Origin of the sequence: Cryobacterium sp. Hh11, assembly GCF_004404045.1 — a bacterium.
GTDB classification, from domain to species: domain Bacteria; phylum Actinomycetota; class Actinomycetes; order Actinomycetales; family Microbacteriaceae; genus Cryobacterium; species Cryobacterium levicorallinum.
Map to the genome: position 1 here is coordinate 23172 of NZ_SOHF01000018.1, position 16090 is coordinate 39261.

Genomic DNA, 16090 nt, shown 5'->3' on the forward strand with positions numbered 1-16090 from the left:
CTGACCAGGGGCGGCGGTCAGGGCTCGAGCAGGCCGCGAATGTCGTCGGCGGTCAGCGCGGTGCTGAACAGGGCGTCGTCGTCGAGCACCGCGCTGAACAGCTGCGCCTTCTGGGCCTTGAGCGCCATCACCTTCTCCTCGATCGTGCCGGTCGCGACCATCCGGTAGACCATGACGTTGCGGGTCTGGCCGATGCGGTGGGTGCGGTCAACGGCCTGCGCCTCGGTCGCCGGATTCCACCAGGGGTCGAGCAGAAAAACATAGTCGGCTTCGGTGAGGTTGAGGCCGAAGCCGCCGGCTTTCAGGCTGATCAGGAACACCGGGGCCGCGCCGCTCTTGAACCGGTCGATCACCTCGCTGCGCCGTAGCGTCGACCCGTCGAGGTAGCAGTACGGAACGCCCAGAGCGTCGAGCCGGGCGGCGGTGAGCCTCAGAAACGACGTGAACTGGCTGAAAATCAGGGCCTTGTGCCCCTCGGCGATGACGTCATCGAGCTGCTCGAACAGGGCGTCGAGCTTGCTGGAGCGCACGCCGGCATATTTCTTATCGACCAGCGAGGCGTCGAGGCTCAGCAGTCGCAGCAGGGTGAGTGAGCGAAAAATAATGAAGCGGTTTTTGTCGAGGTCCTCGATCAGCCCATACAGTTTCTGCCGTTCGCGCTGCAGGAACGTGTCGTAGAGCTTCTGGTGCGCCGGGTTCAGCGCGATCTGCAGTTCCTGTTCCTGTTTCGGCGGCAAATCGCGGGCGACGACCTCTTTGGTGCGGCGCAAAATCAGCGGGCGGATGCGCCGTCGCAGCTTGGCGAGCCGCTCCGGGCTCGATCCACGGGTCACCGGTCGCACGTAGTCCTCGGTGAATTTGCGCGCGGACGCGAACAGTCCGGGCGCGACGATGCTGAACAGCGACCACAGGTCCATCAGATTGTTCTCCAGCGGAGTACCCGTGATCGCCAGTTTGAACGGTGTGTTCAGCTCTTTTGCGCAGGCGTAGGCGCGGCTGGTGCGGTTCTTCACGAACTGCGCCTCGTCGAGGATGAGGCCGGCCCAATTCAGGGCTTGGTAGGCGTCGAAGTCGAGACGGAACAGAGCGTAGGAGGTGACGAGCACGTCGACGTCGGCGGCGGCATCCGCTAGCTGCGTGCGGCTTTTGGCCTCGGTCGCCGTCACCGTGCGTATCCGCAGCCCGGGAGCGAACCGGGTGGCTTCGTTCAGCCAGTTCATAACAACGGATGTCGGCGCCACCACCAGAAACGGCCTCGAGTCGCGCGCGTGCACCAGCAGCGCGAGGGTCTGCAGGGTCTTGCCGAGCCCCATGTCGTCGGCGAGCACCCCGCCGAGCTGGTGCTTCCAGAGGAAGGCGAGCCAGGCGAACCCCTCCTGCTGGTACGGCCGGAGGGTCGCGTGGACGCCAGCGGGAAGGTCGACCAGGTCGATCCCGGTCAGATCTTTCAGACCGGCGGCGGCCGCTCGCCACGACACGGCCGGAACGGTCTCATCGGCGAGATCTTCAAAATCGCTCCACAGGCTGGCCTGATAGCGGCTGATGCGCAGGCCGGTCTCCCATTCGCGCAGCGCGCGGCCCTCGCTGATGAGCTCGTGCAGCCGCTCGAATTCGGGTTGCTGCAGGGAGAGATAGCTGTTGTCGACCAGCTTCAGCCGGGTCTGCCCCTTGGCGAGGGCCTTGAACAGCGGGCCGAACGGCACCGTGATCGCGCCGACCGTGACGATCACGCCGAGGTCGAACCAGTCGCGCTGGTCGGTCTCGACCGTCGTGATCACGAGGTGGGGCGTTTCGGTGCGCTCAAAGTCGTCGGGCAGCGCCTCGGGAAAGCGCACCGAGGAATCCACGCTGGTGACCACGACCGTGCGCTGCAGCGCCGGGTAGACGGAGCCGAGAAACTCGGCCGTGTCGGCCGCGGGAACGCTCGCCGCCTCGAGCTGCCCGACGAGGTGACGCTGTTCGCCGCTCAGCGGGCCGGCGGCCGGCGCGAGCGTGAACACGGTCGGCGTGCCGAACCGCACGCTGTAGATGCCGTGGCCGGCGATGACTCCGGCGGCCTCGAGCGGATGGTCGACGCCGTCGATCTGCAGGCGGGACTGCAGGAGCAGCGGGCCGGCAGCATCCGTTTGCGAGGCGTCGAGACTGATCTCGGCGAGCGAACCGATGCGCACGACGACGTCTTTTTTATTGCCGACGAAGCCGATGCCGAGCTGCTCGGCCTCGCGCAGCAGCGGCCACAGCAGCGGGCTGGTGAAGTTGTCGAGGTAGATCCAGTCGGTTTCCTGGCTCGTGTAAACCTCGCGCACGGCCTTGTACAGGGCCGCGAATTGGGAGATCCAGCGGTGGTGTTCGGGGTCGAGGTTGAACCGATTCAGTTGAAAGGTGAGGTGGCTCCAGGTGACATTGCTGCGCACCCAGTTGCCCTGCGCATTGTGGATGACCGGGCGAACGCCGAGCCGATAGTCGCCGTGCCCGGCCACGAGCGCCTTCACCGGTTTAGCGGTCGGCCCGCGCCAGCGGTCGTTGGTGCGCGGAGTCTGCTCGCGCAGCTCGAACTGCAGCCCCATCGGCACTTTCGGTCCCGTGGCCAGCGGTCTCGGCTGCCCAAAATTACCGATGCGCAGGCCAGCGGATGCCGGCGGTTCCCCCGGCAGCACCAGCCGCTTCCAGGCTGGGGTGCCCTCTGACATTTCTAGCTCTCTGGCACGTTCAGGCCGGCGGTGTCGAGCACCCAGGCGTAGTTGAACGCGCGTTCGTGCCAGGCACTGTACCGACCGGAGACTCCTCCGTGGCCGGCCGACATTTCGGTCTTGAGCAGAGCGTCCGCTCCCACCTCGCGCAGCTTGGCCACCCATTTGGCCGGCTCCACATAGAGCACCCGGGTATCGTTCAGGCTGGTCACGGCGAGAATCGCCGGGTAGGCGACGTTCCGCACGTTCTCGACGGGGGAGTAGGACTTCATGTAGGCGTACACCGCGGCGTCGTGCAGCGGGTCACCCCATTCATCCCACTCGATCACGGTCAGCGGCAGGGACGGGTCGAGAATCGAGGTCAACGCATCGACGAACGGCACCTCGGCGAGGATGCCGGCGAACAGCTCGGGCGCGAGGTTCGCGACGGCGCCCATCAGCAGTCCGCCGGCGCTGCCGCCCTCGGCGACCAGCCGGGCCGGGGTGGTGAAGCCTGCGTCGATGAGGTGCCGGGCGCAGCTCACGAAGTCGGTGAAGGTATTGCGCTTGGTCGTGGTTTTACCGGTTTCATACCAGGTGCGGCCGAGTTCGCCGCCGCCGCGCACGTGCGCGATGGCGAAGATCATGCCGCGGTCGAGCAGGCTGAGCCGGGCGATGCCGAAGCCGGGGTCGATGCTGTGCTCGTAGGATCCGTAGCCGTAGAGCAGGGTCGGCGCCGGGGTTCCGGGCGTGACGAGGTCGCGGCGGTAGACCAGCGAGATCGGCACCCGGGTACCGTCCTCGGCGGTCGCCCACTCGCGGCGCTGCTCATAGAGCGCCGGATCGTAGCCGCCGAGCACGGGCTGCTGCTTGAGCAGACGTCGTTCGCCGGTCGCGACGACGAGGTCGTAGACCGTTGACGGGGTGATGAAGCTCGTGAAGCCGAACCGCAGGGTCGGCTGGGTCCACTCCGGGTTGCCGGCTGAACCGACGGCAAACAACGGTTCGTCGAAGTCGAGCTCGGTCAGGCCGCTCGCGTCGTGTCGGTCGATGGCGAGGCGGGTGAGGCCGTCGCGGCGGTACTCCACGACGAGAAAGTCGGCGAAGGCATCGACGCTTTCCAGCCGGATCTGCGGGTCGTGCGGCAGCAGCATCCGCTTCTCGCCTTGCGGGTCTGCGGCTGCGACGCTGACCAGTTCGAAATTGACGGCCGCGCCGCCGTTGTGCACGATCAGCAGGCGGTCTTCCGCGGCGATCACGGCGTGCTCGACATCGTATTCCACGTTGTCCTGGCGCGGCCAGACCACGGCGAAGTCGCCGGTGGGGTTGCTCGCGTCGAGCACCCACGATTCGGTCGTGACGCTGGATCCGGCCTCGATCATGAGGAATTTGCGGCTGCGGGTGATGCCGACGCCCACCCAGAATCGTTCGTCGGGCTCGTGAAAGATGCTGGCGTCAGCGACTTCAGCGGCACCGATTTCGTGCCGCCATACGGTGTCCGGGCGCCAGGCGTCGTCGACGGTGGTGTAAAAGAGGTAGCGTCCGCTCGGGTCGAACAGGGCGCCGGCGCTCGTGTTTTCGATCGTGTCTGGCAGGTTCTCGCCGGTCGCGATGGTGCGCACCCGAATCGTGTAGCGTTCGTCGCCCTCCACGTCGACGGCGTAAAGCAGCTGGGTGCCGTCGTCGCTGAGGTCGAAGCTGCCGAGCGAGAAGAACTCGTGGCCGGCGGCTTCGACGTTGTCGTCGAGCAGGATCTGCTCGCCGGGCACGCTCTGGTTGGTGCCGAGCACGGGCGCCGCCCAGTCATCCGGGCCGCTGATCGGTGCGCGACAGTGGATGCCGTATTCCTGGCCCTCGACCGTGCGGGTGTAGTACCAGAAGGCGCCGCGACGCACCGGAACGCTCAGGTCGGTCTCCTGGGTGCGGTTCTTAATTTCGGTGAAAATCTGCTGCCGGAGTGGTTCCTGGGTGGCGGTGCGGGCCTCGGTGTAGCTGTTCTCGGCCTCGAGGTGGGCGATGACCTCGCGGCTGTCCTTGTCGCGCAACCACTCGTAGTCGTCGACGTAGACGTCGTTGTGGTGCTCGCGGCGTTGCGGCTTCTTGGTTGCCAGGGGAGGGGTGATCGGGCCAGAGGTCATCCCCCCAGCGTAGTTTGCCGCGTCTCGCCAGAGCGGGAAAAAGGTTGCTTCGGGTGTGCTGAAGCAGCTATTTTCTCGCTTTCGCGGTTCAGGCCACCCGCACTCCCCGTCTCCAGACGCTTGCGGTCAGCGGCACGCCGGGGCGGTAGGCCAGGTGCGAGACCGACGGGGCGTTCAGAACCTGCAGGTCGGCCAGGCCGCCGACCCACAGCGAGCCGACGGCATCCGTTCCCTGATCGCGGCCGAGCGACCGGGCTGCACCACGGGTCGCCGCCCAGACCGCCTCGGTCACGGTCAGCCCCATCTGCAGCACGGCGGTCGCCACGCAGAACGGCATTGACGTGGTATACGAGGTGCCTGGATTGCAATTGGTCGCCAGGGCGATGGTCACACCGGCGTCGAGCAGCTGGCGGGCCGGCGGAAACGGTTGCCGGGTGGACAGATCGCAGGCCGGCAGCAGCGTGGCGACCGTGGCCGACGCCGCCAACGCGTCGATATCGGATGGCTCCAGGTAGTTGCAGTGGTCAACGCTGTGCGCGCCGAGTTCAGCGGCCAGCCGCACGCCGCCACTGAAGCCGAGCTGGTTGCCGTGCACGCGCAGCCCGAGGCCGGCGGCCCGGCCGGCCAGCAGCACCTCCCGCGTTTCTTCCACGTCGAACGCGCCCTGCTCGCAGAACGCGTCGATGAACTGCACGTAGGGCAGCACCGCGGCGAGCATCGGCCCGGTGACGAGGTCGAGGTAGTCGCGACGATCCAGCCCGGTCGGCACGATGTGGGCGCCGAGATAGCTGACGACGTCGGCGACACGTGCGGCGGCCTGGGCCGACCGCGCTTCGCTGTCCACGTCGAGCCCATAGCCGGTTTTGGTTTCGAGAAAGGTGGTGCCCTGCGTTTCGGCTTCGTGGCGCAGGCCCAGCGCTGTGGCTACAAGCTGCTCCTCGGACGCCGCGCGGGTTGCGGCGACGGTCGTGTTGATGCCGCCGGCGGCATACTTCTGGCCGGCCATGCGGGCTTCGAACTCTGCCGAACGGTCGCCGCCGAATACGAGGTGGGTGTGCGAGTCGACCCAGCCGGGCAGAACGGCGCGGCCATCGACATCCGTTCGACGATCGGCAGCGGGGGCCGAGGCGGCCGCACCGATCCAGAGGATGCGGCCGTCGCCGATCACGAGTGCCGCGTCGTGCCGACGCTCGCCGGGCTCATGGTGCGTGGTCAGTTCACCGATTCCGGTGATGAGCTCGGTGCCGCTCATTCGCCGAGCCTTCCAAGCGCGTCGGCCATCAGCTCCGACGGCCGCGCGCCGCCGACCAGCCGACCGCCATCGGCCACGACCTGCCCGCCCACGATGACCCGCAGCACATCGGAGGCGGTCGCGGTCAGCGGAAGCTGCTCGACAGACGATCCGACCGTGCGCACGCCAGCGGTGCTGATCTCGACCAGATCGCACGGGTCGCCCTCGCGCATCGTGAGACGGCCGAGCCCGAGCGAGGCATAGCCGTCGCTCGTGGCCGCGGTGAGCAGGGCGGTCGGGGCAAAACGTCCGCGCTGTCGCGAGGCCAGCCGCTCGCCCATTTCCAATCCGCGCATCTCCAAAAACGGGTCGATGATGGCGTGCTGATCGGAGCCGAGGGCAATCGGACAGCCCGCCTCGGCCAGGGCCAGCGCCGGACCGATTCCGTCGCCGAGATCGGCCTCGGTGGTCGGGCACATTACGACGGTCACGCCGGCGTCGCCGAGCAGCGCGCGGTCCGCGTCGCTCAGATGCGTCGCGTGCACCACACTCAGTCGCGGTGCGAGGGCACCGAGCGAATCGAGCACACCGGTCGGGGTCAGGCCATACGCCGCGAGGCAATCCGCGTTCTCCTGCGGCTGCTCCGACAGGTGCACGTGCAGCGGAACGTCCGCCGGCAACCCGGCGAGCACTTCACGCATCGCCTCGGGCGTGACGGCACGCACCGAGTGCAGCGCGGCGCCGAGCGTCACGAGGTCGTCGTTCCCCAGTGCTGCGCGCAGCGAGTGCCATCGGGCCAGCCAGCCCGCAGCGTCAAAGTCGCCGAACGCCCGCTGTTCGGGTGCCAAATCCTGCCCGATTCCGCCCTGCAGATACACCGTGTCGAGCAGCACCAAACGGATGCCGACGGCCCGCGCCGCCGCCGCAAGCGCCAGTTCCATGGCGTGCTCCGTCTCATACGGTTCGCCATTCGCGCGGTGATGCACGTAGTGAAACTCACCGACGACGGTGTAGCCGCTCACCAGCATCTCGGCGAACACCGCCGTCGCCAGCGCCTGGTACTTGCCGGGGTCGAGCTGCGCGGCGACCCGGTACATCCGCTCGCGCCAAATCCAAAAATCGCCACCCTCGGTGTGGGTCTGACCGCGCAAGGCCCGGTGAAACGCGTGCGAGTGCGCATTACCGAACCCCGGCAACACCGTTCCCAAACGGATGTCCGCGGCCTCCGCCCCGTGAATCTGAACCCGAGAGATGCGACCGTGGTCGTCGACCTCGAGCCTCACCCCGGTCACGGCGACCCCGTCGATCAGCAGGGTTTCGCACCAGAAGTTGCTCATAGCAGATCCCTCAGCAGCAGTTCTAGCGCGTCGATGCCGGCCACGCAGTCCGCGGCTTCGGCGAATTCCTCCGGCGCGTGGGAGATTCCGGTCGGGTTGCGCACGAACAGCATTGCGCTCGGCACGTGGGCGGCGAGCACGCCGGCATCGTGGCCGGCTCCGGTCGACAGTTGCGGCACCTGGCCGAGCGCTTGCGCGAACCGCTCGCGCAAGCCGGGGGTGAACTGCACGGCGCCGGCCCAGGATTCCTCGGTGAGGGTGGCGAAGCATCCGTTCTGCTGGGCGGCCTGCTGGGCGCGGGCTGCAATGTCGGCCACGAGCAGACGGGTTTCTTCGTCGGTCTCGGCGCGGGCGTCGAGCCAGGCGTGCACCGAACTGGCGATGACGTTGGTTCCGCCGGGGATCGCTTCGATGCGGCCGATCGTCGCCCGGCTTCCCGGGCGACCCAGAGCGGCGGCCTGCACACCCACGATGGCCTGGGCAGTGGCGACCATCGGGTCGCGGCGCTCGATCATGGTGGTCGCGCCGGCATGATTACCCTGGCCGGTGACGGTGAGGCGCCAGCGACCGTGGGCCAGAATCGATGATGCCACGGCCACCGGCTGGTCGAGGTCGATCAGGCCGCGGCCCTGCTCGACGTGCAGTTCGATGAACAGTCCGATGCGTTCTAGTGCAACGAGGTCGGCGCCGAGGTGCGCCGGGTCGACACCAACTTTCCGGGCGGCCTCGGCCAGCGTGACGCCGTCACGGTCGGTCAAGGCGCGGGCCTGATCGGCGTCGATCGCTCCGGTGAGCAGCCGGGAGCCGAGACAGGCGATGCCGAAACGGGAGCCTTCTTCTTCGGCGAACATGAGTACCGCGCAGGGCCGGGTCGGAACGAATCCGCTCGCCTGCAGCCGGCCGATGGCCTCGAGCGAGGAGACAACGCCGAGCGGCCCGTCGTAGGCGCCGCCGCCGGGAACGGAGTCGAGGTGGCTGCCGGTGACGACCGCATCCGGTCCCGGCTGACCCCACCAGGCCCAGAGGTTGCCGTTGCGGTCCGTTTCGACCTGCAGCCCGAGCCGTTCGGCGCGCGCGACGAACCAGGAGCGCAGCTCGAGGTCGGCCGCCTGCCAGAGATGGCGGGAGTACCCGCCGCGCCGGTGGTCGCGGCCGACATCGGCGATCTCGGCGAGACCGGCGAGCACGTTTAGTCCTCCCACATGGGCACGCGCAGGCCGCGGTCGCGGGCCACTTCCTCGGCCCGATCGTAGCCGGCGTCGACGTGCCGCATCACTCCGGTGCCCGGGTCGTTGGTGAGCACGCGCGCGATCTTCTCCGCGGCCAGCGCGGTGCCGTCGGCGACGATGACCTGCCCGGCGTGAATGCTGCGGCCGATTCCGACCCCGCCGCCGTGGTGAATGGAGACCCAGGTCGCGCCGGAAGCGGTGTTCAGCAGCGCGTTCAGCAGCGGCCAGTCGGCGATCGCGTCGGAGCCGTCCAACATACCCTCGGTCTCACGGTAGGGCGAGGCGACCGAGCCGGAGTCGAGGTGGTCGCGGCCGATCACGATCGGGGCGCGCAGCTCGCCGGAGGCGACCATCTCGTTGAATTTGAGCCCGGCCAGGTGGCGTTCCTTATAGCCGAGCCAGCAGATGCGGGCCGGTAGGCCCTCAAACTGCACCTTTTCTTCGGCCTTGGTGATCCAGCGGTGCAGCCCGGCGTCGTTCGGAAACAGCTCCAGAATGGCCTTGTCGGTGGCGGCGATGTCGGCCGGGTCGCCGGAGAGGGCCACCCAGCGGAACGGGCCCTTGCCCTCGGCGAACAGCGGGCGAATGTAGGCGGGCACGAACCCCGGAAACTCGAACGCCCGCTCGTAGCCGCCGAGCTTCGCCTCGGCCCGAATCGAGTTGCCGTAGTCGAAGACCTCGGCACCGGCATCCTGAAATTCGACCATCGCTTTGACCTGCTTGGCCATGGCGGCGCGGGCGCGCACGGTGAACTCCTCCGGGTTTTCGGCCGCGTAGCTGTGCCATTCCTCGACGGTGACGCCCTCGGGCAGGTAGGAGAGCGGGTCGTGCGCGCTGGTCTGGTCGGTCACGATATCGATCGGCACTTTGCGGGCGAGCAATTCGGCGAACACGGTCGCGGCATTGCCGACCAGACCCACCGACAGAGCGCGGAGTTCCGCCTTGGCCGCGAGCACCCGGGCGATGGCGTCGTCGAGATCGGCGGTCATTTCGTCGAGGTAACCGTGATCGACGCGGCGCTGCAACCGCGCCGGGTCGACGTCGACAATGAGCACAACGCCGTCGTTCATGGTGACGGCGAGCGGCTGCGCGCCGCCCATGCCGCCGGCCCCGCCGGTGAGGGTCAGCGTGCCCGCCAGGGTGCCGTTGAACCGCTTAGTGGCTACGGCGCCGAAGGTTTCATAGGTGCCCTGCAGGATGCCCTGAGTGCCGATGTAGATCCACGATCCGGCGGTCATCTGCCCGTACATGGTGAGCCCGAGGTGCTCGAGGCGACGAAACTCGGGCCAGTTCGCCCAGTCTCCGACAAGGTTGGAGTTGGCGATGAGCACCCGTGGCGCCCACTCGTGGGTGCGAAACACGCCGACCGGCTTGCCCGACTGCACCAGCAGGGTTTCGTCCTTCTCCAGCGTTTCGAGGGTGCGCACGATCGCGTCGTAGCACTCCCAGTTTCGCGCGGCCTTGCCGGTGCCGCCGTAGACGACGAGGTCGTCGGGGCGCTCGGCGACCTCGGGGTCGAGGTTGTTCATGAGCATGCGCAGCGGGCCCTCGGTCTGCCAGCTCTTCGCGGTCAGTTCGGTGCCGCGGGCGGCGCGAACGGGGCGTGCGGTGTGGGTGGTCGGGTGCGACGAGGTGTGAGTCATAGGTGGGGTTCCCTTGTTCCGGCGGGGCAGTGGATGATGCGGGAAAGTTTCAGAGTGATCAGCGGGCGTAGAGTTGGCGCGCTTCGCCGAGCAAGAGCTGGCCGATACGTTCGATGCTTGACGTGGTGATGCGGTAGCTCGGAACGACCACACTGAGGGCGCCCACGATGCGGTCGCCGACGCTGATCGGTACCGCTATTGCCGTGACGTCACGCTCCACACCGTCACTCACGACGCAGTAGCCGGTGTCACCGGTGCCGCCCTGCAGGGCCTTCCCCGAGGCGCTCGAATCCAGGGGAAACTTGCGGCCCACCCAATTCGAGTGCCGAACGGAGTGGGTTCCCTCGACAATGGCCACGTAGAGGCCCTGTCGTCCCGGGGCCGGGATGCTCAGATACGCGGATTCTCCGGTTTGTTCGACAATTCGCGTCATCGGATCGCGACAGAGCGCCACGAGTGATTCCTGACTCAGGGCGAGAACGCCGAGCTGCACGATCGCCACTCCTGGGTGGTAGGAGCCCTCGTCGTCACGGCGAATAAAGGTGGCTGCCTCGAGGGTGCGCAAGAGGCGAAGTGCTGTGCTGGCGGAGAGATCGACCGCTTTCGCGGCTTCACCGAGGGTGAGTGAGCCTCGCTCGCAGACAACGCTGAGCAGAGCGAGGGCACGCTCGGCCGTTCGCGTGGTCGTGTCTGGTTTGCCGGGTACTGCGCTCATGTCAAGCTCCTCGTGTTTCCATGCCGCTCACAATTGCATTTAGTAAAACACCTATTTCATTAGATGACAAGAGAATTCAGTCATCACTGGTGGTTGAACGCTGGTCCGGTGCTCGCAATGAGTGCACAATCAGCCTGTGAAGCGGATGTTTCGCTCACGTAACGTGATTATTGCCATCTGACGAGACCTTGACATTGTTTGGCTTTGGTCGTTACTTTTCATAGATTGACAATAAAGGTTCATTTTGAACGCCTATGCGTCGTTGCCAGCCACTACCTGATTCAGTAACCTCCCCGACAATGTCGGAGGAGCTCAGCGTTTGTAGCACCCCGACCAACCCTCACCTCGTCACGAGTTTCCGGGCGGCGCTCGCGGAATCGTTTGCGTATGCATCCGCTCATGAAGACGCTGTTCGGGAGATTATCCAGAACTACACTTCGCTCGGCCCTGAGTTTGCCGCCGCGGTTGGCCTGTCGCGGCACCAGCTTCGAAGCACTGCGCGACGTGAAGATCACGACCCTGTTCGTCACGCACGACATCGACGAGGCCGTGTACCTGGCCGAGCGCGTCATCGTGCTGTCGTCGACGCCCACCATCGTGCAGCGAGAGAGGGTCGTCGACCTGCCCGGGGAACGCGATCAGCTCTCCACCCGTTCGCTGCCGCATCCGCAGCAGAGATCGACGATGACTGCCTCGGGGGGACACAGCGCCAGGGTCTGCTCGACCAAGCACTCGGTTCGGCGACGCGGCACGAACACGCCCGCGTCGACCAGAATGTGCCGGCTGCAGAACTCGGCCCAGCGCACGCATCCGTCGAAGGCGAACGAAGAAGCCTTTGAGCTGGTCGTGCACGAGATAGCGCGCATCTCTCGGCACCTGCTCGAAGATCTGGTGAGCTCCGCACCGCCGAAAAACCGGTAAATCGAGGCCGAGAAGGCCAAATCGCGCTCGCAGAAGCGGTTTGCTGCGGGCTAGCGGGTGTGACGTTCCGCGTAGAACACCATCACGGCCGCCACCACGCTTGCCGCCGCGCCGAAGGCCAGGCCGAAGGCGATGGTGATGCCCGCATACAGTCCGTCGTCCAGCATCGTCAAGACTGCGGCGATCGTCAGGGACAGCAACACCACACCGCCCATCGCACCCAATGCGGCCGCTGTCGTGCGCAGGCGCCGCGATTTAGTGAGCTTTCGATCAGCAATCGCCACCGCCACGAGACCGCCCAGCAACGCGACCGCCCCGATAACGAGGCCGATCACGCCATAATTCGCCATGGAACGCACGACAAACCAGAACCGAAACTCGGTTTCACCGCTGCCGGCGTCGGTCATGACGACTGCGACGCAGGCCGCGATCAGAAACCCCACGATCGGTGCGAACACCGCGATGCGCCAGTAGCGCCGAACTATCATGTGCCCACCCTACGTTGCGACGGGTCGCGGCGGCATTCTAGAAATCGACCCAGGCGCTGGGCAGAGGATGCTCCACCCGCTCTGGCCGGGTGCGCTCGCTTCGTCGCTCGGCCCGGTGCACCAGAAACGCTGCCGCGATCCCCGCCGCGATAGCGAGCGCCACCGTGAAGGTGATGATGAGGTACGCCCAGCCCGCTCCGATTATTCCCTGCACGGTGGCGAACACGATTCCGAGAACCAGCACGCCACCGGCCGCACCGAGGGCGGCCAGGGCGGTGCGCGCACCCGACGATTTTGCGAGGTGCCGGTCGAGGCAGCCAACCAGAACGACGCCGCCGACCAGCGCGGCGATGCTGACGACCAGGCCGACGGCACCGAAGCCCAGAATCGCCCGCACGACGCCTTCGATCGTCTGGCCGGCTCGCGCCTGGGGGTTACTGCCCAAGGACATCACTCCCACCACGGCGGCACCGAGGAGGAACCCGATCACGGGCGCAACCAGCGCGATGCGCCAGTAGCGGTGAACCATCATGGCTCCCACACTATGGCGCGCCGGCCCTTGAAGGAGTGGGCGAACCGCATTATCGTTGGGGTCGAATCGTGGCCAGCACCGGAAGGACACGAAAATGACATTTGTTCGCGCTCCGAAGCCGTCCCGCATTATTCGCCGTAGCCTCGCCGTGCTCGCGTTGGGTGCCATTTTCGTCACCTCGTTTGCACCGCTGCCAGCCAATGCCGCCGACGCCGTCACAGCGCCGACAGCAGCGCAGACCACAGCGCAGACCGCTCCCGACCTGTCCAAGCTGTGTGACCGGTTGAAGCTGACGCTCGCCAGAACCAGGCTGTGCAGCCACGGACCCGACCCGGTCGAGGCTTTCGGCGGCGCGGCCAGGCTGAATCAGACATCCGCTGAGGCAGAAGAGAGCGTTCCCGCCGCACCGGCCTCTGAGCTGACCGCGCTGTGCAGCGCCGGCGGTGTGAGTGGCAAGCGCATCGAGGTGATCTACGGGGTTCCGCAGGATCGCACCAACCGGTACGCAACAATGTTGGCCCCCCTGCGTGACGTGATGCGGCAAGTGAACAACAATCTCGAGGCAGCGGATGCCGCCACCAGCCAGAACTACCGCTTTCTGTGCACCAACGGCGTCGACGTCACGGTGCGCAACGTGACCCTGCTGCCGGTCGGATCCGACGCCACCTACGACTTCAACGATTACATCTGGAGCCTGCAAAATCAGGTCGCATTCGGGCTGGGACCGGTCGACTTCATCGCCAATGATCGTCTGTACATCACCTATATCGATCAGATTCAGGATGTCTATCCCTACGGGGGTCAGGGTGAGCTCTCGATCGACGACCAGCCGAATCCCGCGCTGAACGCCAACAACGACACTCGGCCGCGCTATTCGATGTCGGCCTACCTGGACCTGCTCGTGATCGCCCACGAAATCGGCCACAATATCGGGGCGGTGCAGTACTCGGCGCCGCATTCCAGCCAGGCCGGCCACTGCTACGACGAGGCCGACCTCATGTGTTACGACGACGGCGGGCCTTACTTCGCCGCGGGCGGCACCCTGACTTTCACCTGCCCGGGAACCGATTGGGCCATCGACTGTCACGACGAGGACTACTATTTCCCGGGCACGCCGCCCGCGTCGAACTACCTGGCCACCCACTGGAACACCGCCAGGAGCGGTTTTCTGAGCCCGATCGTGGCGGCGGAGGTCCCGCCAACCGTCACGGCGAAATCACCGGTCAGCCTGGCCACCCGGGTCGCGCAGACCGCCAACGCGACCGCAACCTTCAGCGAAGCCGTGCAGGGGCTGTCGACGACAACGATGCGGGTGAAGAATCCGGCCGGCACGGTTCTCTCCGCCGCGGTCAGCTACAACGCGACCACCCGGGTCGCGACGCTCAATCCGACCGCGACCCTCGCGCCAGACACCAAATACAGCGTCAGCCTCACCGGCGGAGCCGCAGCAATTCGTGACGCGACGGGCACACCGCTGGTGTCAACCGGCTGGAGCTTCACGACCGGCCCGGCGCCAACGATCACCACGCGCACTCCCGCCAGCGGGGCGACGGGTGCCAGCCGCACCGCGGGTGTCTCGGTGACGTTCAGCGAGGGAATGGCGGGGGTGGCGGCATCCACTTTCAGGCTGAAGAACACCGCGACCGGCGTTGCGATCGCCGCCGTCGTCTCCCGCAGAGGCACAACGAATCAGTGGATTCTGAACCCAGATAGCACCTTGGCCGCCACCTCCAACTTCACCGTCACGGTCACCGGCGGCAGCAGTGCCGTGCGTGATCTGGCCGGCAACCCCGTCTCGACGAGCATCTGGAGGTTCACCACCGGCAGCTGACGGCGGGGCAGCTAGCATCGAGGGATGCCTGACCTTGTCTGCTCCGAGTGCGCCGCCGTCTATCCGGTCGAGAGCCTGGTCTGGCGCTGCACCTGCGGCGGCCTACTCGACGTCGCCGAATTCGACATTAAAGTGGATGCCCGGGCGCTGCCCGGCCGCGCCCCCTCGCTCTGGCGCTATGCCGAGGCGCTGCCGATCGCCGTCGACCCGGCGATCACCCTGGGAGAGGGCTTCACGCCCCTCGTGCCGTCCCGCGCTCTGGCCCACGTACAGTTTAAACTCGACTTTCTGCTGCCGACGCTCTCGTTCAAAGACCGCGGCGCGGTCTTGCTCGCAACCCTCGCCCAACGGCTCGGTGTGACCAACGCCATGGTCGACAGCAGCGGAAACGCCGGCACGGCGATGGCCGGCTATTTCGGGCGGGCCGGCATCGGCTGCACGGTCTACGTTCCCGAGTCCACCTCGCCCGGCAAGCTCGCGCAGATGCGGACGCACGGCGCCACGGTCGAGCTGGTACCCGGCTCGCGCGCGGATACCTCCGCGGCGGCCCTGCGGGCAGCGGGCCGACCCGGCGTCATGTACGCGAGCCACGTCTATCACCCGTACTTTCTGCACGGCGTGAAAACCTACGGTTATGAGATCTGGGAGCAACGCGGGCGCTCGCTGCCCGAGACGGTGGTGGTTCCGGTCGGCAACGGCACGCTGGTGCTCGGCTGTTACCTCGCTTTCAGTGAACTGGTCGCCGCTGGTCTCGCCGAGCGGATGCCGCGGATTGTCGCGGTGCAGGCAGCCGCTTGTTCGCCGCTGGAACAGGCCATGGCGCAGGGCTTCGCGATGCCCGCGGCGGTTGACGGCGGCACCACGATCGCCGAGGGTATCGCCATCGCGGCGCCTCCCCGGGGCCGGCAGATTCTGTCCGCTGTGCGTGCCACCGGTGGCACGATCGTTTCCGTCAGTGACCGGCAAACCGCGGGCGCGCGGCAGGAATTGGCCGACGAGGGACTCTTCGTCGAGCCGACCTCGGCTGTCTGCTTCGCTGCCGTGCGCGCCGCCGTTGACTCGACGTTCGACAAAGCCAGTCCCACCTGGGCGGTGGCCGCGAGCCTGCTCACGGCCGAGTCCGTGGTCGTGCCGCTGTGCGGCGCCGGCCTGAAATCGCCCGTGTGATGAAGGACTTTGACGACGACGGTCCCGCTTGCCCGGCCTGCGGCACCGAGATGATCCCGGACGGCGTCGACACCGCTGACGGTCTGGAAGAGTGCCATCGGTGCCCCAGGTGCCGGCTGGTCATCGTCGTGCCCGGAGATGCCCCCGAGAACACCCAACTCCGCGAATAACTTTTCAATTGCAGAAGAA

13 protein-coding genes and 1 pseudogene are annotated in these 16090 nt (G+C 66.8%); 5 read left to right on the top strand and 9 right to left on the bottom strand.

Going from position 1 to position 16090, the window contains the following annotated elements; genetic code table 11:
• Nucleotides 1-17: 17 nt before the first annotated feature.
• From E3T46_RS08180 to E3T46_RS08210, 7 genes are all read right to left on the bottom strand, one after another.
• Nucleotides 18-2690, bottom strand: coding sequence for a DEAD/DEAH box helicase (locus E3T46_RS08180; protein ID WP_134578172.1), 2673 nt, complete (start codon nucleotides 2688-2690; stop codon nucleotides 18-20).
• Nucleotides 2691-2692: 2 nt separating this feature from the next.
• Nucleotides 2693-4807, bottom strand: coding sequence for a S9 family peptidase (locus tag E3T46_RS08185; protein ID WP_134578173.1), 2115 nt, complete (start codon nucleotides 4805-4807; stop codon nucleotides 2693-2695).
• Between the two features lie 88 nt (nucleotides 4808-4895).
• Nucleotides 4896-6059, bottom strand: a complete 1164-nt coding sequence (hutI, locus tag E3T46_RS08190) for an imidazolonepropionase (protein WP_134578174.1) — start codon at nucleotides 6057-6059, stop codon at nucleotides 4896-4898.
• Nucleotides 6056-7375 carry a formimidoylglutamate deiminase gene (locus E3T46_RS08195; protein ID WP_134578175.1) on the bottom strand — a complete coding sequence of 440 codons (1320 nt, stop codon included), beginning with the start codon at nucleotides 7373-7375 and terminating at the stop codon, nucleotides 6056-6058. The genes hutI and E3T46_RS08195 overlap by 4 nt, the downstream gene beginning before the upstream one ends.
• Nucleotides 7372-8562, bottom strand: a complete 1191-nt coding sequence (locus tag E3T46_RS08200; RefSeq protein WP_134578176.1) for an allantoate amidohydrolase — start codon at nucleotides 8560-8562, stop codon at nucleotides 7372-7374. The genes E3T46_RS08195 and E3T46_RS08200 overlap by 4 nt, the downstream gene beginning before the upstream one ends.
• Before the next feature lie 2 nt (nucleotides 8563-8564).
• Nucleotides 8565-10247, bottom strand: coding sequence for a urocanate hydratase (gene hutU / locus E3T46_RS08205; protein WP_134578177.1), 1683 nt, complete (start codon nucleotides 10245-10247; stop codon nucleotides 8565-8567).
• A 58-nt stretch (nucleotides 10248-10305) separates the two neighbouring features.
• Complete coding sequence (locus tag E3T46_RS08210; protein WP_134578178.1) at nucleotides 10306-10962, bottom strand: IclR family transcriptional regulator; 657 nt, start codon at nucleotides 10960-10962, stop codon at nucleotides 10306-10308.
• A 498-nt stretch (nucleotides 10963-11460) separates the two neighbouring features.
• On the opposite strand from E3T46_RS08210, the pseudogene E3T46_RS18245 reads away from it, so the two are divergent.
• Both E3T46_RS18245 and E3T46_RS18250 read left to right on the top strand, forming a co-directional pair.
• Nucleotides 11461-11625 (top strand): annotated as a pseudogene (locus E3T46_RS18245) (ABC transporter ATP-binding protein); the annotation flags it as partial.
• 111 nt (nucleotides 11626-11736) lie between these two features.
• The gene (locus E3T46_RS18250; protein ID WP_166790212.1) at nucleotides 11737-11883 is read left to right on the top strand and encodes a DUF2277 family protein; all 147 of its coding nucleotides are present in this window, start codon (nucleotides 11737-11739) and stop codon (nucleotides 11881-11883) included.
• 50 nt (nucleotides 11884-11933) lie between these two features.
• Here E3T46_RS18250 and E3T46_RS08220 read toward each other — a convergent pair whose 3' ends face one another.
• Both E3T46_RS08220 and E3T46_RS08225 read right to left on the bottom strand, forming a co-directional pair.
• Nucleotides 11934-12371 (bottom strand): hypothetical protein, encoded by a 438-nt coding sequence (locus E3T46_RS08220; RefSeq protein ID WP_134578180.1) that lies wholly within the window; start codon nucleotides 12369-12371, stop codon nucleotides 11934-11936.
• 37 nt (nucleotides 12372-12408) lie between these two features.
• Nucleotides 12409-12903, bottom strand: a complete 495-nt coding sequence (locus E3T46_RS08225) for a hypothetical protein (protein ID WP_134578181.1) — start codon at nucleotides 12901-12903, stop codon at nucleotides 12409-12411.
• Between the two features lie 94 nt (nucleotides 12904-12997).
• Here E3T46_RS08225 and E3T46_RS08230 point away from each other — a divergent pair, with 94 nt between their 5' ends.
• From E3T46_RS08230 to E3T46_RS17855, 3 genes are read left to right on the top strand one after another with little or no spacing between them, the layout of a single operon-like run.
• Nucleotides 12998-14734, top strand: coding sequence for an Ig-like domain-containing protein (locus tag E3T46_RS08230; RefSeq protein ID WP_134578182.1), 1737 nt, complete (start codon nucleotides 12998-13000; stop codon nucleotides 14732-14734).
• A gap of 24 nt (nucleotides 14735-14758) precedes the next feature.
• Entirely contained in the window at nucleotides 14759-15901 is a 1143-nt protein-coding gene (locus tag E3T46_RS08235; RefSeq protein WP_134578183.1) for a threonine synthase, read from the top strand.
• Nucleotides 15898-16071: a hypothetical protein gene (locus E3T46_RS17855; RefSeq protein ID WP_166789488.1), complete on the top strand. Its 174-nt coding sequence runs from the start codon at nucleotides 15898-15900 to the stop codon at nucleotides 16069-16071. Before E3T46_RS08235 ends, E3T46_RS17855 begins: the two co-directional genes overlap by 4 nt.
• Nucleotides 16072-16090 lie beyond the last annotated feature (19 nt).

Bases quoted from the DNA above. Each gene is read 5' to 3' on its own strand.
- E3T46_RS08180 (WP_134578172.1), bottom strand. From the start codon at position 2,690: ATGTCAGAGGGCACCCCAGCCTGGAAGCGGCTGGTGCTGCCGGGGGAA.
- E3T46_RS08185 (WP_134578173.1), bottom strand. From the start codon at position 4,807: ATGACCTCTGGCCCGATCACCCCTCCCCTGGCAACCAAGAAGCCGCAA.
- hutI (WP_134578174.1), bottom strand. From the start codon at position 6,059: ATGAGCGGCACCGAGCTCATCACCGGAATCGGTGAACTGACCACGCAC.
- E3T46_RS08195 (WP_134578175.1), bottom strand. From the start codon at position 7,375: ATGAGCAACTTCTGGTGCGAAACCCTGCTGATCGACGGGGTCGCCGTG.
- hutU (WP_134578177.1), bottom strand. From the start codon at position 10,247: ATGACTCACACCTCGTCGCACCCGACCACCCACACCGCACGCCCCGTT.
- E3T46_RS08210 (WP_134578178.1), bottom strand. From the start codon at position 10,962: ATGAGCGCAGTACCCGGCAAACCAGACACGACCACGCGAACGGCCGAG.
- E3T46_RS18250 (WP_166790212.1), top strand. From the start codon at position 11,737: ATGTGCCGGCTGCAGAACTCGGCCCAGCGCACGCATCCGTCGAAGGCG.
- E3T46_RS08220 (WP_134578180.1), bottom strand. From the start codon at position 12,371: ATGATAGTTCGGCGCTACTGGCGCATCGCGGTGTTCGCACCGATCGTG.
- E3T46_RS08225 (WP_134578181.1), bottom strand. From the start codon at position 12,903: ATGATGGTTCACCGCTACTGGCGCATCGCGCTGGTTGCGCCCGTGATC.
- E3T46_RS08230 (WP_134578182.1), top strand. From the start codon at position 12,998: ATGACATTTGTTCGCGCTCCGAAGCCGTCCCGCATTATTCGCCGTAGC.
- E3T46_RS08235 (WP_134578183.1), top strand. From the start codon at position 14,759: ATGCCTGACCTTGTCTGCTCCGAGTGCGCCGCCGTCTATCCGGTCGAG.